The sequence below is a fragment of the Priestia sp. 53B2 genome, from assembly GCF_056099005.1.
The window spans coordinates 249,716-269,768 of sequence record NZ_JBLZXA010000009.1 but is presented as its reverse complement, the minus strand read 5'-3'; the positions used below and the strand labels follow the sequence as shown (position 1 = coordinate 269,768).

15 protein-coding genes are annotated in these 20,053 nt (G+C 39.9%); 12 read left to right on the top strand and 3 right to left on the bottom strand.

The window, feature by feature from the left end; all coding sequences use genetic code 11:
• The first annotated feature begins 18 nt into the window (after positions 1–18).
• Positions 19–531 (top strand): YwhD family protein, encoded by a 513-nt coding sequence (locus tag ACN6NE_RS10555; RefSeq protein ID WP_129705505.1) that lies wholly within the window; start codon positions 19–21, stop codon positions 529–531.
• A 37-nt stretch (positions 532–568) separates the two neighbouring features.
• Here ACN6NE_RS10555 and ACN6NE_RS10550 read toward each other — a convergent pair whose 3' ends face one another.
• Positions 569–2,635, bottom strand: a complete 2,067-nt coding sequence (locus tag ACN6NE_RS10550) for a transglycosylase domain-containing protein (RefSeq protein WP_474325304.1) — start codon at positions 2,633–2,635, stop codon at positions 569–571.
• A gap of 266 nt (positions 2,636–2,901) precedes the next feature.
• Here ACN6NE_RS10550 and speE point away from each other — a divergent pair, with 266 nt between their 5' ends.
• The 4 genes from speE (at position 2,902) to argS (ending at position 6,978) form a co-directional block, all read left to right on the top strand.
• The gene (gene speE, locus ACN6NE_RS10545) at positions 2,902–3,729 is read left to right on the top strand and encodes a spermidine synthase (RefSeq protein WP_013059843.1); all 828 of its coding nucleotides are present in this window, start codon (positions 2,902–2,904) and stop codon (positions 3,727–3,729) included.
• Positions 3,730–3,804: 75 nt separating this feature from the next.
• The gene (speB, locus tag ACN6NE_RS10540; RefSeq protein WP_129705502.1) at positions 3,805–4,683 is read left to right on the top strand and encodes an agmatinase; all 879 of its coding nucleotides are present in this window, start codon (positions 3,805–3,807) and stop codon (positions 4,681–4,683) included.
• A 187-nt stretch (positions 4,684–4,870) separates the two neighbouring features.
• Positions 4,871–5,311: a YwiB family protein gene (locus tag ACN6NE_RS10535; protein ID WP_014457736.1), complete on the top strand. Its 441-nt coding sequence runs from the start codon at positions 4,871–4,873 to the stop codon at positions 5,309–5,311.
• A complete protein-coding gene (gene argS, locus ACN6NE_RS10530; protein WP_014457737.1) occupies positions 5,308–6,978 on the top strand; it encodes an arginine--tRNA ligase in 1,671 nt (556 codons plus the stop codon). The genes ACN6NE_RS10535 and argS overlap by 4 nt, the downstream gene beginning before the upstream one ends.
• 32 nt (positions 6,979–7,010) lie before the next feature.
• On the opposite strand, the gene uvsE is transcribed toward argS, so the two are convergent.
• Both uvsE and cls read right to left on the bottom strand, forming a co-directional pair.
• Positions 7,011–7,964, bottom strand: a complete 954-nt coding sequence (gene uvsE, locus ACN6NE_RS10525) for a UV DNA damage repair endonuclease UvsE (RefSeq protein ID WP_474325303.1) — start codon at positions 7,962–7,964, stop codon at positions 7,011–7,013.
• Between the two features lie 24 nt (positions 7,965–7,988).
• The gene (gene cls / locus ACN6NE_RS10520; RefSeq protein WP_474325302.1) at positions 7,989–9,185 is read right to left on the bottom strand and encodes a cardiolipin synthase; all 1,197 of its coding nucleotides are present in this window, start codon (positions 9,183–9,185) and stop codon (positions 7,989–7,991) included.
• A 195-nt stretch (positions 9,186–9,380) separates the two neighbouring features.
• Between cls and ACN6NE_RS10515 the strand changes: the two genes are divergently transcribed.
• The 7 genes from ACN6NE_RS10515 (at position 9,381) to icmF (ending at position 19,826) form a co-directional block, all read left to right on the top strand.
• Positions 9,381–11,492 (top strand): (Fe-S)-binding protein, encoded by a 2,112-nt coding sequence (locus tag ACN6NE_RS10515; protein WP_129705496.1) that lies wholly within the window; start codon positions 9,381–9,383, stop codon positions 11,490–11,492.
• 104 nt (positions 11,493–11,596) lie between these two features.
• Positions 11,597–12,760: an acetyl-CoA C-acetyltransferase gene (locus tag ACN6NE_RS10510; protein ID WP_474325301.1), complete on the top strand. Its 1,164-nt coding sequence runs from the start codon at positions 11,597–11,599 to the stop codon at positions 12,758–12,760.
• A 15-nt stretch (positions 12,761–12,775) separates the two neighbouring features.
• Positions 12,776–13,630: a 3-hydroxybutyryl-CoA dehydrogenase gene (locus ACN6NE_RS10505; protein WP_129705492.1), complete on the top strand. Its 855-nt coding sequence runs from the start codon at positions 12,776–12,778 to the stop codon at positions 13,628–13,630.
• 12 nt (positions 13,631–13,642) lie between these two features.
• A complete protein-coding gene (locus tag ACN6NE_RS10500) occupies positions 13,643–14,770 on the top strand; it encodes an acyl-CoA dehydrogenase (RefSeq protein WP_129705490.1) in 1,128 nt (375 codons plus the stop codon).
• Between the two features lie 11 nt (positions 14,771–14,781).
• Positions 14,782–15,915 carry an acyl-CoA dehydrogenase gene (locus tag ACN6NE_RS10495; RefSeq protein ID WP_129705488.1) on the top strand — a complete coding sequence of 378 codons (1,134 nt, stop codon included), beginning with the start codon at positions 14,782–14,784 and terminating at the stop codon, positions 15,913–15,915.
• Positions 15,916–15,942: 27 nt separating this feature from the next.
• The gene (locus tag ACN6NE_RS10490) at positions 15,943–16,587 is read left to right on the top strand and encodes a TetR/AcrR family transcriptional regulator (RefSeq protein WP_014457745.1); all 645 of its coding nucleotides are present in this window, start codon (positions 15,943–15,945) and stop codon (positions 16,585–16,587) included.
• The gene (gene icmF / locus ACN6NE_RS10485; protein WP_129705486.1) at positions 16,584–19,826 is read left to right on the top strand and encodes a fused isobutyryl-CoA mutase/GTPase IcmF; all 3,243 of its coding nucleotides are present in this window, start codon (positions 16,584–16,586) and stop codon (positions 19,824–19,826) included. The genes ACN6NE_RS10490 and icmF overlap by 4 nt, the downstream gene beginning before the upstream one ends.
• Positions 19,827–20,053 lie beyond the last annotated feature (227 nt).

Here is a 20,053-nt window from a genome sequence, read left to right as displayed (position 1 = left end):
GAATAGAGGAGGCTTACTATGACTCAGCCAAAAAAGAAAAGTATAGGATTTAATATCATAAAAGACGATTCAACCGACGGTCACGGCGGTTACGGGGTTGGAGCGTTAAGTTTAGAAAACATTTCACCCGTTTTTGTTTGTCCGAGCGACGAAGAAGTATTTGTAGATATCGGTGCGATGCATGCAAGAAGTGTAGTGGAAAAAGGAATTAAGTTCTTACCGAATAAAGACGAGGTGCCAAACGGCAAGTTATATTGGCTTGTGTGGGTAACGATTGATCGCAAGCAAGAAGGACCTTACTACGCAGGTATGACAGCATGTGAAATGACCGTTGATCGTGAAATACGCCGCGGCTATAAGTCACTTCCTGAACATGTCAACAAAATGGATAAATCCTTAAAACGACGCATTATGGTAGAAGAAATGGATAACAAGTCTAAGGATTTGCTTCGTGAGTTTTTGAAGTCTCATAATGAAGAAATTTGGACGTTATCTAATGATGACCTAAAAGAAGCGCTTCAAACATCGTAATGCTCAAAAAAGCTTAAGGCCTCAGCCTTAAGCTTTTTTAATCAAACCATTTGGGTAACCAGTGAAACTTTTTATCTTCTTTTTCACGCTCTTTTTTCTTCGTTTTTGCTGCATGATCGATGTGATCAGTACAATATGTTTTTGGCTGTGTTCCAGTTAAATAATAAGCTTTATATTGAACAGGGCATGATTTGGATGCTAACTTTCCATTTTGAGGATTAATGTTTACGCTCATTAATCCGTTTGGTGCTTTAAACTTTTCTTTTTTCTTCCCTTTTAAAGCATCTTCCATAAATAATGCCCACATTTTTTTTGCGTATCCTTTTTCAGCTACATCATCCATTGTCCTTCCTTGATCATATCCAACCCAAACGCCTGAAACGAGCTGAGGAGAGTAGCCAATCATCCAGCTGTCCGTAGAGGTTGTGCCGGATTTTCCCGCGTAAGGACGAGATACATATTTAGAAATAGGCTTTCCTGTGACGGTTGTATAGCCATTTAGCTTTTGATTAAACATGCCTGTCATTAAATGGGTAGTAAGAAAAGCATAGCGCTTATCAATGACTTGTTTCTGTTCGGAAGCAGCTTGATAAACAACTTCTCCGTCATGGGTTTCAATTCGTTTAATAAATGTTGGACGAATTTCTTTTCCGCCATTAGCAAAGATGCCGTACGCATTAACCATATCGATAACTTTGACAGGCGAAGTTCCAAGAGCTAAAGATGGAACTTTCTTTAAAGGTGATGATATTCCAAGTGTTTTAGCAGTTTCAATCAAGCGGTTTTCCCCAATAAACAAATGCGTTTTTACGGCATAAATATTATCTGAAAGTGCGATGGCTTGAGCCATTGTAATAGGAGCATCCGCATAATAATTGTGATAGTTACTAGGCGTGTATGTCGAAACGCCATCTTCCAATTTGAACGTCGTTTCTTCACTTTTCATTGGAGTAGATTCAGTAAAACCATCTTTTAACGCCGCATAGTATAAAAATGGCTTCATCGTTGAGCCAGGCTGTCTTATTGCTTGGGTCGCGCGATTAAACGGGCTCTTTTCATAATCTCTTCCACCAATAAGAGCTTTCACTTGTCCATTTTTAGGATTCATCGCAACAAATGCACTTTGTACGTCTGAAGAGCTGCTGATAACATCCTTCATTTTTTCTTCTGCCGTTCGCTGCATCTTTTCATCCAGCGTTGTATAAACGCGAAGTCCATTTGTGTAAATCATGGTTTCATCAATGCCTAAATCTTGCTTTAATTCTGCTAGAGCTGCATCCATAAAGTAAGAAGCATCTTCTTTATTAGGATCTTTTTCGGCAGGCTTTGCAAATGCTAGAGGTGTTACAAGCGCTTTTGTTGCTTGCTTGGCTGTAATAATTCCATCCTCTTTCATAAGAGATAAAATGATATTTTGTCGTTTTTTTGCATTTTCTTGATGAATAAGAGGAGAGTAGTAGCTAGGGCCTTTTGGAATACCTGCTAACATACTCGCTTCACTTAACGTCAAATTTTTGGCGTGCTTATCAAAATACAGTCTAGCTGCCGCTTCAATTCCATAAGCTCCATGGCCGTAGTAAATCGTATTCATGTAGCCTTCTAGAATTTGGTCTTTACTATAATTCATTTCTAACCGAATCGTATACAGAGCTTCTTGAAGCTTTCGAGTCCACGTTTTGTCGTGCTCTAGAAACAAGTTTCGTGCATACTGCTGAGTAATGGTACTCGCACCCTGTACTTTTCCCATAGCTTTTATATCAGCTACAACTGCTCCGGCGATTCGATGCATATCAAAGCCGTGATGCTCATGGAAGCGCTTATCTTCAACGGCTAAAGTCGCATCTTTTACGTAAGGTGAAATTTGATTAAGTGAAACCCAGTAGCGCTTTTGTCCATTGTGAACTTCATCAAGAACTTTACCGTTTGCTGAGTAGAAAACAGCTGTTTGAGAAACGTTGAGCGGAGGGGGGCCAGCGATTTTGGCGTAGAGAAAGATGCTTATGTAGGCAAACAATAATAAAGCCCCCGCTAATATACCAAGGACGAGAAGAATTCGGAAGATGCGTCTTGCCTTTTTTAAATGTTCGGTTAATACCGTTTCCATTTCTATTCACCACCAATATGTGTCACTATGCACCGTACATGTTGTTTTCAACACAACAAAATTCTATTAAAAGAGCGATGCAAGTAGATTCTAAAGCTTGTATCTATCATCAGTATGAAATAGAAAAGGCGGTTTTAAACCTCCATTGCTAAAAATTTTACTTGCTTTTTTGCTGAATTCATCTATACTTTTTTCATGTTTGTATAAATTATGTTAGGGTAATCTATGCATAGGTTAATTCTCAAAATAGAAGGGAAGAGTTTGAAATGGAATTATGGTTCACAGAAAAGCAAACAAAGAACTTTGGTATTACAGCTAAAATTAATCGCACTTTACATACAGAGCAAACGGAGTTTCAAAAATTAGACATGGTTGAAACAGAAGAGTTTGGTAACATGCTCCTACTTGACGGTATGGTAATGACAACAGAAAAAGATGAGTTCGTTTATCATGAAATGGTTGCGCATGTACCGTTATTTACGCATCCAAATCCAGAAAACGTACTAGTTGTAGGTGGAGGAGATGGAGGCGTAATCCGTGAAATCTTAAAACACCCAAGCGTAAAAAAAGCGACGTTAGTTGATATCGATGGAAAAGTTATTGAGTACTCAAAAAAATTCTTACCTTCAATTGCGGGCAAACTAGAAGATCCTCGTGTTGATGTACAAGTAGATGACGGATTTATGCACATCGCTAAAAGCGAGAACGAATACGATGTCATTTTAGTGGATTCAACAGAGCCAGTAGGTCCAGCTGTGAATTTATTTACAAAAGGATTCTATGCAGGTATCTCAAAAGCACTTAAAGAAGATGGTATCTTTGTTGCTCAATCGGACAATCCTTGGTTCACGCCAGAGCTTATCTCAAATGTTCAGCGTGATGTAAGAGAAATCTTCCCGATTACACGTCTATACGTAGCAAATATTCCAACGTACCCAAGCGGTTTATGGACATTTACAATGGGTTCAAAGAAACATGATCCATTGGAAGTAAGCGAAGATCGTTTCTTCGATATTGATACAAAGTATTACACAAAAGAATTGCACAAAGCCGCATTTGCTTTACCTAAATTTGTGCAAGATCTTATTAAATAAGTTATCACATACAAGTGAGATGCCAGAGGTTTAAGGCTGGCATCTTTTCTATGAATAATGAAGGAGGAACAAAATATGCGTTTTGATGAAGCTTATTCAGGTAATGTATTTATCGGCAGTCACCCTGTTTTTGAAGAAAGTGAAGCGGTTCTTTACGGAATGCCAATGGACTGGACAGTTAGCTATCGTCCAGGTTCACGATTTGGCCCAACTCGTATTCGTGAAGTATCAATTGGATTAGAAGAATACAGCCCGTATTTAGATCGAGAGCTAGAGGAAGTAAAATATTTTGATGCAGGAGATATTCCACTTCCATTTGGGAACCCTCAGCGCAGCTTAAATATGATTGAAGAGTATATCGACCAGCTTTTAGCAGCAGACAAGTTCCCATTAGGCATGGGCGGAGAGCATTTGGTTTCTTGGCCTGTTATGAAAGCTATGTATAAAAAATACCCGGATTTGGCCATTATCCATATGGATGCTCATACAGACCTTCGTGAAGAGTATGAAGGAGAACCACTTTCTCATTCCACTCCGATTCGTAAAGTTGCAGAACTAATCGGACCGGAAAATGTTTATTCATTTGGTATTCGTTCAGGAATGAGAGAAGAATTTCAATGGGCAAAAGAAAACGGCATGCATATTTCAAAATTTGAAGTTCTAGAGCCGTTAAAAGAGATTCTACCTACACTTGCAGGTCGTCCTGTTTATGTAACAATTGATATCGATGTATTAGATCCAGCGCACGCTCCTGGTACAGGAACAGTAGATGCAGGCGGTATCACATCAAAAGAGCTTTTAGCTTCTATTCACGCAATTGCTAAATCAGATCTTCGCATTGTCGGAGGAGATTTAGTAGAAGTAGCTCCAATTTATGATCCGTCTGAACAAACAGCTAATACAGCAAGCAAGCTTATTCGCGAAATGATCTTAGGCTGGGTACAAAAGAAATAAATAAAGTAAAAGGCGGCCGCTGTGGCTGCCTTTTTTATTTGGAATATGTGAATGCGTCACGTACTGTAAAAAGGTGAATTCTCGGCGTATCTATCATATTTCCTTTGAAGTATTATTGAATTCTTTCTTTAGAATGTTTATACTATTTAAGTTATAACGTATTCATTTTAATAAGGAAGTGTCTTTTGTGAGTAACGCTTCAGAAGTCAAGAAACCCATTGAAGTTAAAATTGTGACGGATATCCGCGATGGTCACCGAAAAGAGACAACATCGGTAAATGCAAAAGGTATGTATTATGAAAAAGGATCAAAAATTTATCTTACATACACAGAGCGCCAAGAGGAAATCGGAGATATTAGAACAATGGTGAAAATTAGCGAAGATGAAGTATCAATTAATCGAACCGGTGCTGTTCAAATGAAGCAATCGTTTCGTAAAAAGGTACAGATCGAAGGAACTTATATAAGCCCTTATGGGCGTATGGATTTACTAACATTCGCTCATAACATTGAATATAAACAAATGACTCAAAAGGGTCGATTATTTTTAACGTATGATCTAGAAGTACAGGGTCAGCCTACCGGGAAATATGCATTAACCATTACATTCAAGGAGGAGAAAAAATGAACATCGTCGAACAAGTGCAGCAAAAATTAAAAGCTGAAATTCAAGATGCTGTGGTCAAAGCAGGACTTGCTGAAAAAGCAGAACTTCCAGAAGTTCTATTAGAAACCCCAAAAGATAAAACACATGGTGATTATTCTACCAATATGGCTATGCAGCTAGCTCGTATTGCCAAAAAAGCACCGCGTGTTATCGCTGAAGAGCTTGTAGCAAACTTCGATAAATCAAAAGCATCTATCGAGAAAATTGACATTGCAGGCCCTGGATTCATCAACTTTTATATGAATAACTCTTATTTAACAGAGCTTATCCCAACGATTGTAAAAGCTGGTGAAGCGTACGGTCAAACAAACGTAGGGAACGGACAAAAAGTACAAGTTGAGTTTGTTTCAGCTAATCCGACAGGGGATTTACATTTAGGACATGCCCGCGGTGCTGCAGTTGGAGACTCATTATGTAATGTTCTTGAAAAAGCAGGTTACGATGTGTCACGTGAATACTATATCAATGATGCTGGTAACCAAATTAATAACCTGGCTTATTCAGTAGAAGCACGCTACATGCAGGCTCTTGGTTTAGAGAAAGAAATGCCTGCAGACGGCTATCATGGTGCTGACATTATAAACATCGGAAAAGAGCTAGCAAAAGAGCACGGAGACAAGTATGTAAATGCCTCTGAAGAAGAGCGTTTTGAATTCTTCCGTCAATACGGGTTAGATTATGAGTTAGCTAAATTAAAGCGTGATCTTGAACAGTTCCGTGTGAAATTTGACGTATGGTATTCTGAAACGTCTCTTTATAAAAATGATAAAATCTCAGTTGCACTTGAAACGCTGAAAAAACAAGGCCATGTATATGAAGAAGAAGGTGCTACGTGGTTCCGTTCTACGACATTTGGTGATGATAAAGACCGTGTGTTAATTAAAAATGACGGTTCATTTACGTACTTAACACCAGATATTGCGTATCACCAAGACAAAATTCAACGCGGATTTGATAAGCTAATTAACATTTGGGGAGCCGACCACCATGGATATATTCCTCGTATGAAAGCGGCGATTCAAGCGCTTGGTTATGAAAAAGATACGCTGGAAGTAGAAATTATTCAAATGGTTCAACTATATCAAAATGGCGAAAAAATGAAGATGAGCAAACGTACAGGTAAAGCAGTAACAATGCGTGATCTAGTAGAAGAGGTAGGCCTTGATGCAACTCGCTACTTCTTTGCGATGAGAAGTGCGGATACACATTTAGACTTTGATTTAGATTTAGCTGTTTCTCAATCTAATGAAAATCCTGTATACTACGCGCAATATGCTCATGCCCGTATTTGCAGTATTCTTCGTCAAGGTGAAGAGATGGGGATTCAATCAACATCTGGCGCTGACCTTTCATTAATTAGTGCAGAAAAAGAAATGGAACTGCTGAAGAAAATCGGAGAGTTCCCTCAGGCCGTAGCGGAAGCAGCAACAAAACGTATTCCGCACCGCATTACGAACTATGTATTTGATCTTGCTTCTACGTTCCATAGCTTCTATAATGCAGAAAAAGTATTAGACAGCGATAATGTAGAAACAAGTAAAGCGCGTATTGAACTAGTGAAAGCTGTTCAAGTAACGCTTCAAAACTCCTTAAAACTAATTGGTGTTTCAGCACCTGAAAAAATGTAACACAAAAAAGAGCCTCTTGGCTCTTTTTTTATTTAAAAAACAAGCGTGGCGCCTCCCGTACGCTTTACTCCTCTCATTGATGCTAAATCTTCCACTAATTTTAGCAGTGCTTTATCTTTTAACTTTGCTTCAATCATTACGTCAAAATCTTCTCCGATATCTTTAGCTATTTGCAAAAAAGGTGCGATAAAATCAGTTGAGACATAATCAGAGTGACTTCTAAATTCTTTTTCAGATTTAGGAGAAGAGATATGTATTTTTGGTTTTAAGCCGATATGTTTCCACGTGTCAAAGATACGAGGGAGCAATAATGCAAGAGGTTCTTCTCCTTCATTTGCTTTGTGGTGGTGATAATCAAAGAGGAGAGGGACTTTCTCTTTTTCGCATACAGCTAATGTTTCTTCAGTTGTGTATGTTTTATCATCATTTTCAAGAGTCATGCGCTTTTTAATTACAGGTGGCAGCGTTTGAATGTTTTCATGAAATCGACCGACCGCTTTTTCTTTATTGCCATAGGCTCCTCCTACATGAATATTAATAAGAGCTTGATCGGCTACTCCCATCGCTTCAAGCATTCTATAGTGATAATCCATATCTTTTACCGCATTTTCTGTAATACGTTTTTTGTCGCTTGTAAATAATGTGAACTGATTGGGGTGAAAACTCACGCGCAGCTGATGATTCCGAATCAATTCTCCTATCTCTGACCAATCGTCTTGGAACACATCAATGTAATTCCAATCTACTTCAGGATGAGTAGCTAAAGGGACAAGAGAAGATGATAATCGATACAGCATAATTTCATGGGCAATATTAAAATGTAAAGCGCGCTTAGTATGATTCAAATTTTGTTTTGTGACGTAATGAAGCTTATCCAGCCTCTCGTCTTTTTTCATTTTTTCCCATCTAGTAAACGTGAGGGTTTTCGCAGGTGAGCAGTCCCAAAGCGACAGGGCATGTGATACATAGCCAAATCTAATTTTCATTATAAATTTTCCTCTTTTCGTTCATTAAAGTAACGGAGAAATAAAGGTTGCAAATCCTTGCTTTAGTTTTTCACTCCATTTTCGATTTTTGACATCTTCTAAAGACAAAACCGGGCATTCCCCCATACAAGCTTTAAAGCTGTTCTTTACCTCTTCAATGTATGTGGCATCGTAGATTAAACAGTTTATTTCAGCGTTTAAGAACAAGCTTCTTTTATCAAAATTAGCCGTTCCTACATCGCAGATAACATTGTCTGCAATTAATACTTTTGCGTGGTAAAAACCGTAATAATATTGATAAATCATGCAGCCTGCTCGAAGTAATGTAGGAAGATAGGCAAATGCAGCATGATGAACAAGCGGTTGATCTGCACGCATTGGAATCAATATATGAACTTGTACTCCCCGTGCACGGGCTTGCAGTAAAGCATTCATCAAAGGTTCACTTGGAATAAAATAAGGAGTACCTATGTACAATTCCCTATTGGCTTGATTGATAATCGATAAAAAGCTTTCTTCAAGTGAAAAACCTTCAGTCGACTGTAGCTGAATAACATAGTCTCCTTCAGAGGTTGGTGGAAAGTATCTTTCCACTTTACGCAGGTCTATGCCGGTAGCGGCATACCAATCGCTCAACAGCTGCATTTGAAGATCTTGGATACCTTCACCTTCCATACGCAGGTGGTAATCTTTCCATACCCCAAGCTTGGCGTCGAGTCCTAAATATTCTCTTCCGATATTAAAACCGCCAATGTAGCCAACTTTCCCATCAATAACGGCCATTTTACGGTGATTACGTGCGTTGAGTGTATAAAACAAATAAGGCCACCGTAGCGTTCGACTGTAAGCAAAATGAACACCTTGTTTCTTTAAGAATGCAATTTTGTTTTTCTTGATTTTATAGCTTCCTACACGGTCTACCAATAACCTGACTTCAATATTTTGCTGTGCTTTTTGGACTAGTAAATCTAAAAAATCTTGGCTAACTTCATCATTTTGTACGATGTAAAACGATAAATGGATAAATGAAGAGGCATTTTCTATTTCGTGAAATAAATCTTTATAAAAGACATTCCCGTCTGCGAACAAAAAAAGAGAAGCACGGCGCTTTGGAAATGTATTTTCAGCCTGAGAAAATACTTTCTTTCCAACGCCAAGGTCAATTGCAAGCCAAGCAATAAAAATAATAAAGAGTAAAATTACAACCATGCCGCTCATCATGTCACCTCTTTTCCCGATGTAAATACATTTTATGTTGTTCTTAGTGTCACCTTGTTTAAATAGAATATGAACAAAAGAACGAAAAGATATTGACTGAATGCTCATTCATTATATACAATGAAAACAGGTGTATTATCAGAAAATTTAGTCGTCAGGAGGAAAGAAAGGCAACAAATTATTCAAGGAGGGGATGAGATGACAGGGTTGCTGTGGGTGAATTTTCTCTTTTTTATTATTGTAACCGCTTACGCTGTTTCTTTGTTTGTATATTTAATTCGCACACGCATTGAGTATATTCAATTAGGGAAAAAAGTGGAATTTGATCAGCGGTTAAAAGAAAGGCTGCAAAAAATTTGGGTGAACGTGTTTGGACAAAAGAAGCTGTTAAAAGATAAAAAAAGTGGAATTATGCACGTCATGTTTTTTTATGGGTTTATTTTAGTTCAGTTCGGCGCGTTAGACTTCATTATAAAAGGTTTGCTTCCAGGTAAACATTTGCCGCTTGGACCTTTATATCCCGGCTTTACATTTTTTCAAGAAATTGTGACGTTTTTGATTTTAGTAGCAGTTGTCTGGGCTTTTCACCGCCGCTACGTAGAAAAGCTTGTGCGTTTAAAAAGAGGGTTTAAATCTGGTTTAGTACTGATTTTTATTGGAGCACTTATGCTGTCAGTGCTTGTTGGAAACGGTATGTCAATCATCTGGCATAATCATGAACCATCATGGACAGAACCAATTGCGTCATCGATTGCCATCTTATTTAAGGGAATCAATGACGTTGCCGCTATCTCCATTTTTTATGTTTCATGGTGGATTCACTTAGCCGTGTTATTGACGTTTTTAGTATATGTTCCTCAATCAAAACATGCTCATTTATTGGCTGGACCGGCTAATGTATTTTTTAACCGTGTTTCTAAACCAGGTAAGCTTGAAAAGATTGATTTTGAAGACGAGACCCAGGAGACGTTTGGGGTTGGAAAGATTGAAGAATTCACGCAGCATCAGCTTATTGATTTATATGCCTGTGTGGAATGCGGTCGATGTACGAATATGTGTCCGGCAACGGGTACAGGGAAAATTTTATCTCCAATGGATTTAATTTTAAAGATGCGCGATCACTTAACAGAAAAAGGAGCGGTTGTGACATCTAAGGCTCCTTGGGTTCCTACGTATGCATTCTCCAAAACAAAAGGAAATCAACTGGCGATGATGGCGGCCAGTCAAGGCGGAGAAGAAGCCGCAGCAACAGCGGAATATAATCCCGCTTTAATTGGAGATGTCATTACGGAAGAAGAAATTTGGGCATGTACAACGTGCCGAAACTGTGAAGATCAATGTCCCGTGATGAACGAGCATGTAGATAAGATCATAGATTTACGACGTTTTTTAGTATTAACCGAAGGAAAAATGGACGCGGATGCTCAGCGTGCCATGACGAATATTGAGCGTCAAGGAAACCCTTGGGGATTAAACCGAAAAGAGCGTGAAGAATGGCGACATGTAAGAGAAGATGTTCACATTCCGACTGTTAAAGAAGTAAGTAAAGCCGGTGAAACGTTTGAGTATTTGTTCTGGGTAGGTTCGATGGGATCTTATGATAACCGCAGCCAAAAAATCGCTCTATCGTTTGCAAAGCTTCTCAATGAAGCGGGTGTTTCATTTGCGATTTTAGGAAATAAAGAAAAAAATTCTGGTGATACGCCGCGCAGGTTGGGCAATGAATTTTTATTCCAAGAGTTAGCTTCTAAAAATATCGCTGAATTTGAAAAAAATGAAATCAAAAAAATTGTTACGATTGATCCACATGCTTACAATATCTTCAAAAATGAATATCCAGATTTCGGTTTTGAAGGAGAAGTGTATCATCACACAGAACTATTAGCTATGTTGGTGAAAGAAGGTAGGCTGTCACCAAAACATGCGGTTAATGAAAAAATTACCTTCCATGATTCCTGTTATTTAGGAAGATATAACGAAGTATACAGTCCACCAAGAGAAATTTTGAAAGCGATTCCAGGTGTTAGTTTGATTGAAATGGATCGCAACCGTGAAAATGGTATGTGCTGTGGAGCAGGAGGAGGGTTAATGTGGACGGAAGAAACGACCGGCCAGCGCATTAATGTAGCGCGCACGGAACAAGCCTTGGCCGTTAACCCAAGCATTATCAGTTCAGGTTGCCCGTACTGCTTAACGATGCTAAGTGACGGAACAAAAGCAAAAGAAGTAGAAGAAAAGGTTCATACGTATGACGTAGCAGAACTGCTTGAAAAGTCAATTTGTGGCGACGTGCAAGAACAGGTTTCGTAAAGGAGAAGTAGAGATGGTCTTCATCTCTACTTTTTACAGAAAGGAAATTGAGCAAGCGTTCAATCGGCAAGGACAAAGATTAGGAAAAAGAGGAGGAAACAATAGTGGGGAAAACAGTTATTGTGAGTGCAGTTCGAACACCTTTTGGAAAATTAGGTGGCAGCGTAAGTGGACTAAAAGCGGCAGAACTAGGCGGGAAAGCGATTCAAGCAGCATCAAAGGGACGTACAGAAATTGATTCCGTTATTATGGGGTGCGTGCTGCAAGGGGGCCAAGGACAACTGCCTTCTAGGCAAGCCATGCATTATGCGGGTTTACCGTGGCAAGTAGAGACGGAAACCATTAATAAAGTTTGTGCATCGGGCATGCGCAGCATTACAACTGCTGATCAGCTGATTCGATTAGGAGAAGCAAAAACAATCATTGCAGGTGGAATGGAATCGATGAGTAACGCACCGTATCTTCTTCCAAAAGCAAGGTGGGGATTCCGTATGGGAGATAGTGTTGTGACGGATTTGATGGTTCATGACGGATTGACATGCAGCTTTACAGGAGTTCAAATGGGTACGTATGGAAATGAAATCGCTTCTGAAATGAATATTTCCCGAGAAAAGCAGGATGAATGGGCCCTTCGCAGTCATCAATTAGCGGTGGAGTCAGAAGAGAAAGGGAGATGGACTGCAGAAAGAATTTCAGTTGATATTCCGTCTAAAAAAGGAACGATAACGGTTCAAAAAGATGAAGGACCAAGAAAAGATACGTCGTTAGAAAAACTCTCGTCTCTTCGGCCTGTATTTGGTTACAGCGGAACTATTACAGCAGGAAATGCACCTAGCGTGAATGACGGAGCAGCTGCCCTCATGCTAATGGATGAAGATGTGGCAAAAGCAAATGGCTATGAGCCGTTGGCTACGATTGTAAACCATACTTCTCTTGCGATGGAGCCAAGGGAATTTCCGAAAACGCCTGGGTTTGCTATTAACAAGCTACTGCAAAAAACAAATAAGACAGTAGATGATATTGCGCTGTTTGAAATCAATGAAGCTTTTTCAGCAGTAGCGTTGATGAGTATGGAAATTGCAGGGCTTCCCGCTGAAAAAGTAAATGTGAACGGCGGGGCTGTAGCACTTGGACATCCGATTGGAGCAAGCGGCGCCCGTATTGTTGTAACGCTCATTCATGAATTAAGACGACGAGGCGGCGGACTAGGCATTGCTTCTATTTGCAGCGGCGGCGGCCAAGGTGATGCCATCATGGTAGAAGTATAAAAGGGGGATACCAACTTGAATATTGAAACAGTTATGGTTATTGGAGCAGGTCAGATGGGAGCAGGAATTGCGCAAGTATTTGCTGCGAGCGGATATCAAGTTTCTTTGTATGACGTTGATCAAAGAAATACACAAAAAGGAATAGAAGGTATTGATAAACGTCTGAAAAAGCAGGTGGGAAAAGGTTCTCTCTCAGCTAAGGAATATGAAGAAATTATGGAGCGCCTTCACCTGGCAAATGAAATAACAGCAGCACAAAAAGCAGATTTAATTGTCGAAGCGGTTGTGGAAAAGATGGAAGTCAAGCAAGCCATTTTTGCGGAGTTGGATTCGTTAGCCCCCAGTCATACTATTTTAGCAACCAACACGTCTTCGCTTCCTATTACTGAAATTGCAGCTGTGACCACTCGGCCTGAAAAAGTAATTGGCATGCACTTTATGAATCCTGTTCCGGTGATGAAGCTCGTTGAAATTATTAGAGGGCTGGCTACTACCGATGAAGTGTATCAAGCAGTCTATGAAACAACGAAAAAATTAAATAAAACCCCGGTGGAAGTTCATGATTTTCCAGGGTTTGTTTCAAATCGAATTTTAATGCCAATGATTAACGAAGCCGTGTTTACGCTCTATGAAGGTGTAGCAAACGAAGAGGATATTGATCAAGTGATGAAACTAGGAATGAACCATCCAATGGGACCTTTGACATTAGCAGATTTCATCGGCCTCGATACATGTTTATTTATTATGGAAACGCTTCATAAAGGGTTTGGTGATGACAAATATCGTCCTTGTCCATTGCTTAGGAAATATGTAAAGGCAGGGTGGCTTGGTCGAAAAACAGGAAAAGGATTTTTTACGTACGAAACATAAAGGAGTGGCGAAATGATCTTTTTTACGTCTGAACAACACATGATTAAAAAGATGGTAGCTGATTTTAGTGAAAAAGAGGTCGCTGCGGCTGTGCCAAACATGGAAAAGGGTGAATTTCCTCGAGGTTTATTAAAGCAGATGGCTGATCTTGGCCTGATGGGCATTCCCGTTCCTCAAGCATACGGAGGGGGCGGACTGGACTTTGTGTCGTACATGATTGCCATCCACGAAATATCAAAAGTAAGTCCAGCCCTCGGCGTCATTTTGTCTGTTCATACTTCTGTAGGTACGAATCCTATTGTCGTATTTGGGACGGAAGATCAAAAACAAAAATATGTAAAAAAACTGGCGACAGGTGAATATTTAGGTGCTTTTTGTTTAACAGAACCTAGTGCAGGGTCTGATGCTGCAAGCTTAAAAACAAAGGCAGAACGAAAAGGAGACCACTATCTTTTAAATGGCTCAAAGCTTTTCATTACAAACGGCGGAGAAGCGGATACGTATATTGTATTTGCTAAAACGAACCCCGAACGCGGGTCGAGAGGGATGAGCGCTTTTATCGTTGAAAAGACGATGGAGGGATTTTCAGTAGGAAAAGATGAACATAAGATGGGTCTTCACGGTTCTCGAACGGTTCAACTGCACTTTGAAAATATGCAGGTACCTGTAGAAAATCGTCTCGGAGAAGAAGGTGAAGGCTTTCGAATTGCGATGGCTAATTTAAATGCCGGAAGAATTGGTATTGCTGCTCAGGCGGTAGGAATTGCTGAAGGTGCGTTAACAGCAGCTAAAAACTATGCAAATGAACGATATCAATTCGGAAAACCGATTTTATCTCAGCAGGGTATTGCCTTTAAGCTGGCTGATATGGAAACGGCTGTTGAATCAGCGAAGCTTTTAATGTATAGAGCCGCTTTTTTATATGATCAAAAACTTCCTTGTAAAAAAGAAGCCTCAATGGCGAAATTATTTGCTTCCCAAACAGCGATGAATGTAGCAATCGATGCGATTCAAGTTTTGGGAGGCTATGGTTATATGAAAGATTATCCAGTAGAGAGGTATTTTCGCGATGCCAAAGTATGCGAAATCTACGAAGGTACAAGCGAAATTCAGCGCATCGTCATTAGCAGTCAATTATAGGGGGAATAATCATGTTTTTTAAACTTTCAGAAGAACACGAAATGATTCGAAAAATGGTGCGGGACTTTGCCAAAAACGAAGTGGCTCCGACAGCTGCACAACGAGATGAAGAAGAACGTTTTGACAGAGGAATCTTTACGCAAATGGCTGATCTAGGATTAACAGGTATTCCATGGCCGGAGCAATACGGAGGAATTGGCAGTGACTATCTAGCTTATTGCATTGCCGTTGAAGAACTGTCTAGAGTATGTGCATCGACAGGCGTTACTTTGTCGGCTCATACTTCTCTAGCCGGCTGGCCAATCTATACATTCGGAACAGAAGAACAAAAACAAAAATACCTGAAACCTATGGCAACGGGTGAGAAAATAGGTGCTTATGGGTTAACCGAACCGAGTGCTGGATCAGATGCAGGAGGAATGAGAACGCTCGCTGTAAAGGACGGAGAAGATTATATTTTAAATGGTTCTAAAATCTTTATTACAAACGGCGGCGAAGCGGATATTTACGTCGTATTTGCTCGCATCGACCCCAATGAAAAACGCACGAGCGCTTTCATTATTGAAAAAGATATGCCGGGATTTTCAGTTGGTAAAAAAGAAAAGAAACTGGGCATTCGGTCTTCACCTACCACAGAAATTATTTTCGAAGACTGCCGTGTTCCAAAAGAAAATTTGCTGGGAAATGAAGGAGAAGGATTTAAAGTTGCGATGATGACACTAGATGGCGGCCGAAATGGCATTGCAGCGCAGGCTGTAGGAATTGCTCAAGGGGCATTAGATGCGGCCGTAGCTTATGCCAAGGAACGTCAGCAATTTGGTAAGCCAATTATTTCTCAGCAAGGAATTGCTTTTAAGCTAGCCGACATGGCCACGAGTATAGAAGCTGCAAGATTGTTAACCTATCAAGCTGCTTGGCTGGAGTCCCAAGGGCTGCCATATGGAAAAGAATCAGCCATGTCAAAATTATATGCTGGGGATACAGCAATGAAAGTAGCGACAGAAGCTGTTCAAGTATTTGGAGGATACGGTTATACAAAAGATTATCCAGTAGAACGTTTTATGAGAGATGCAAAAATCACGCAAATTTATGAAGGCACACAAGAGATTCAGCGTCTCGTCATTTCTAGGTATCTTGCTAAATAAAACACTTGTTGTAGGAGAGGTGAAAAAATGAAAAAGAGAGAAGTTCTCACATCCATTAAAGATGAAAAGCTGATTGTAGAGCGTCGTAATCAAATGATTAAAGGGGCCGTCACGCTATTTAAGGAAAAAGGTTTTCACCGAACAACAACAAGGGAAATTGCCAAAGCCGCTGGGTTCAGCATTGGTACGCTTTACGAATATATTCAATCTAAAGAAGATGTTTTATATCTTGTATGTGACAATATTTATGATGAAGTGAGAGAGCGATTAGAAGAGATGGTAGTGGATCGTTATACAATCGCTGAGCTTCAACAAGCGATTCAGCACTATTTTAAAGTTGTGGATGAGCTTCAAGATGAAGTATTAGTCATGTACCAAGAAGCGAAATCGCTGTCTAAAGATGCGCTTCCATATGTATTAAAAAAAGAGCTGGATATGGTTGAAATGTTTAAGGTTATTATCGAAGGCTGCGTAGAAAACAATCAATTTGCACTTACGGATAAAGAAATTTCGCTGTTTGCTCATCATTTATTTGTTCAAGGTCAGATGTGGGCATTTCGCAGATGGTGGCTGCAAAAGCATTATTCATTAGAAGAATATACAAATATGCAGTTAGATTTTTTACTTAAAAATTTTTCATTTCAACAACTGTGTGAGGGGGAGACAGTTTGAATACAAGCAAAAGACCACTTCGTTTTTTAACCGCTTCTAGCCTGTTTGACGGCCACGACGCGTCCATTAATATTATGAGACGAATTCTTCAAGCGAAGGGGGTAGAAGTCATTCACCTGGGGCATAACCGATCTGTCGAAGAAATTGTTAACGCTTCCATACAAGAGGATGTTCAGGGGATTGCTATTTCTTCTTATCAAGGCGGCCACGTAGAATATTTTAAGTATATGTACGATTTACTCCAAGAACACCAGGCTTCTCATATTAAAATTTATGGCGGAGGAGGAGGGGTAATTATTCCGAGTGAGATTCAAGAGCTTCATGATTACGGCATTTCTAAAATCTTTTCTCCGGAAGATGGACGAAAAATGGGGTTAGAAGGCATGATTCAATTCATGATCGATGACTGTTACTACACAAATCCCCCTGCACTGCCGAAGGATCGAACCTTAACGCCGGCTAATGACCGTTTAATTGCCCAGCTTATTACATGCGCTGAAAATGAGGCCTATGAATACACAAAAGAGCACGCAGCCGCTCTTGAAGAAATCCGAGAAAGTGTAATCGAAAGCGAGACGGATCAAAAAATACCGGTTATTGGAATCACAGGAACAGGAGGAGCGGGGAAAAGTTCGCTTACGGATGAATTAGTAAGAAGGTTTATTGAACATATTCCAGATATTCATGTAGCTGTTTTATCCGTCGATCCAACTAAACAAAAAACCGGAGGAGCGCTTCTTGGGGATCGAATTCGCATGAACATCGCAGCGTCTCCTCGTGTGTATATGAGAAGTTTGGCCACACGCTCATCTGGACATGAGCTATCGGCGGCCATTCGAGATGGAATTGCCGTCGTGAAAAAAGCGGGTTTCGACATTATCATTGTCGAAACAAGCGGCATCGGGCAAGCTGATGCTCAAGTTAAAGATATTGCAAACGTCTCTCTTTATGTAATGACAAGCGAATTTGGCGCGCCGTCGCAGTTAGAAAAGATTGAAATGATTGATTACGCAGACTTTATTGTAATCAATAAATTTGAAAAAAAAGGTTCCGAAGACGCAAAAAAACAAGTGCAGCGTCAATATCAGCGTAATCATCAGCTGTTTGAAAATAATCTCTCTACGATGCCAATTTACGGAACAATTGCGAGTCAGTTCAACGACGGGGGAACAAATATTTTATTTGAAGATCTTGTAAATCATCTGCATCAAACATGCCGTACGTCTTGGCACGTAGAAAAATCATCAGAGCGCGTAAGTGAAAAGAAATATACCATCATTCCTAATGATCAACAGCAATATTTACAGGAGATTGTAAACAGCGTTCGCTCTTATCACCGCAATACGGATGTTCAAGTGCAAACAGCGCGTAAATTTTATCAGCTAGAGGGTGCTCTGGAAGAAGTGGAAACAGAAACGGCCAAGCAAGAGCTCACTCAGCTAAAGGAGAAATATCAAAAACAGCTAACGGCTGAATCGATTGAAAAGCTGGAAAACTGGCCTAAATTAAAAAGTCAGTATGGGCAAGAAGAACTTATTACAAAGATAAGAAATAAAGAAATTAAAACCTCTCTGCAAGTTGATACCCTATCAGGACTGCGTATTCCGCGCGTGGCCCTTCCAAAAGTTGAAGAATACGGGGAAGTTCTTCGTTTTCTTTATAAAGAAAATGTGCCAGGTGCGTTTCCTTATACAGCAGGTGTTTTTCCGTTTAAACGAAAAGGAGAAGATCCTAAGCGCCAATTCGCAGGCGAAGGAACACCAGAACGAACAAATCGCCGCTTTCACTATTTGTCAAAAGATGATGAGGCTAAGCGTTTAAGTACAGCGTTTGATTCTGTAACGCTTTATGGAGAAAATCCGGACCCAAGGCCGGATATCTTCGGGAAAATTGGCGAAAGCGGCGTAAATGTCTGTACGCTTGATGATATGAAACTCTTGTATAAGGGATTTGATCTTTGCCATCCGTCGACTTCCGTTTCGATGACGATCAATGGGCCGGCTCCAATATTATTAGCTATGTTTATGAATACAGCTATCAGTCAGCAGGTGGAAAAGAAGGAAGATGAGCTGAAGCGTCCTTTAACAGAAGAGGAATACAAGGAAGTAAAATCGGGTACGTTGAAACAAGTGAGAGGAACCGTTCAAGCGGATATTTTAAAAGAAGATCAAGGCCAAAATACGTGTATTTTTTCCACAGAATTTGCATTAAAAATGATGGGAGATATTCAGCAGTACTTTATTGACGAGAAAGTGCGCAACTATTATTCTGTGTCTATTTCAGGCTATCATATAGCCGAAGCAGGGGCTAACCCGATTTCTCAGCTAGCTTTTACATTGGCCAACGGCTTTACGTACGTGGAATATTACTTGAGTCGAGGCATGCACATTGATGATTTTGCTCCTAATTTATCGTTTTTCTTTAGTAATGGACTTGACCCTGAATACACGGTTATTGGACGTGTAGCGAGAAGAATCTGGGCAATTGTGATGCGTGATAAATACGGCGCGAATGAACGCAGTCAAAAGCTTAAGTATCATATTCAAACATCCGGCCGATCGCTTCATGCACAGGAAATTAATTTTAATGATATACGTACGACGCTGCAAGCCTTAATGGCCCTTCATGACAACTGCAACTCCCTTCATACCAATGCGTATGATGAAGCAATTACAACACCGACAGAGGAATCTGTACGAAGAGCGATGGCCATTCAATTAATCATTACAAAAGAGCATGGATTAACTAAAAATGAAAATCCACTACAGGGCTCTTTTATTATTGATGAACTAACAGACTTGGTAGAAGAAGCGGTATTGGCTGAGTTCCAACGCTTAAATGATCGAGGCGGCGTTTTAGGTGCGATGGAAATGCAGTATCAGCGAGGTAAGATTCAAGATGAATCGATGGAATATGAGATGCAAAAACATACGGGAGCTTTACCTATTATAGGAGTAAATACGTATATTAATCCAAATGAAGAGGAAAATTCCTCAGTTGATGACATGCAGTTAGCCCGCGCATCAAAAGAAGAAAAAAATCATCAAATTAATCAGCTTCAGAAGTTTCAACAGCAGCATGAAGAAAAAAGAGAAGATGCACTGAAAAGGTTAAAGAAAGCTGCAACAGAAGGAGAGAACATTTTCAAAGAGTTAATGGAGACCGTTAAAGTAGCCAGCTTAGGAGAAATTACGCGAGCTTTATATGAATGCGGTGGGCAATATCGCCGAAATATGTAATAATGTATCGTTAGTATATAGTGATATATTAAAAGCCGAGATGACCTTTTGTTGGTCATCTCGGCTTTTATAGACCTAACCCTAACGGAGTCAGAATAACTGATGGTGAATTCCTTTTGATTAAAGGATGCTGTTGGCGTATTAAGTAGAATGTATTATAGTGATAAAATGTCTATTTTTTCGTTGTTTTATGCGAAATTCTCGAGAATTTTAGAAACGAGGCTAGC

Coding starts and splice junctions, on each gene's coding strand:
- ACN6NE_RS10555 (WP_129705505.1), top strand. CDS start 19: ATGACTCAGCCAAAAAAGAAAAGTATAGGATTTAATATCATAAAAGAC.
- ACN6NE_RS10550 (WP_474325304.1), bottom strand. CDS start 2,635: ATGGAAACGGTATTAACCGAACATTTAAAAAAGGCAAGACGCATCTTC.
- speE (WP_013059843.1), top strand. CDS start 2,902: ATGGAATTATGGTTCACAGAAAAGCAAACAAAGAACTTTGGTATTACA.
- speB (WP_129705502.1), top strand. CDS start 3,805: ATGCGTTTTGATGAAGCTTATTCAGGTAATGTATTTATCGGCAGTCAC.
- argS (WP_014457737.1), top strand. CDS start 5,308: ATGAACATCGTCGAACAAGTGCAGCAAAAATTAAAAGCTGAAATTCAA.
- uvsE (WP_474325303.1), bottom strand. CDS start 7,964: ATGAAAATTAGATTTGGCTATGTATCACATGCCCTGTCGCTTTGGGAC.
- cls (WP_474325302.1), bottom strand. CDS start 9,185: ATGATGAGCGGCATGGTTGTAATTTTACTCTTTATTATTTTTATTGCT.
- ACN6NE_RS10515 (WP_129705496.1), top strand. CDS start 9,381: ATGACAGGGTTGCTGTGGGTGAATTTTCTCTTTTTTATTATTGTAACC.
- ACN6NE_RS10500 (WP_129705490.1), top strand. CDS start 13,643: ATGATCTTTTTTACGTCTGAACAACACATGATTAAAAAGATGGTAGCT.
- ACN6NE_RS10495 (WP_129705488.1), top strand. CDS start 14,782: ATGTTTTTTAAACTTTCAGAAGAACACGAAATGATTCGAAAAATGGTG.
- ACN6NE_RS10490 (WP_014457745.1), top strand. CDS start 15,943: ATGAAAAAGAGAGAAGTTCTCACATCCATTAAAGATGAAAAGCTGATT.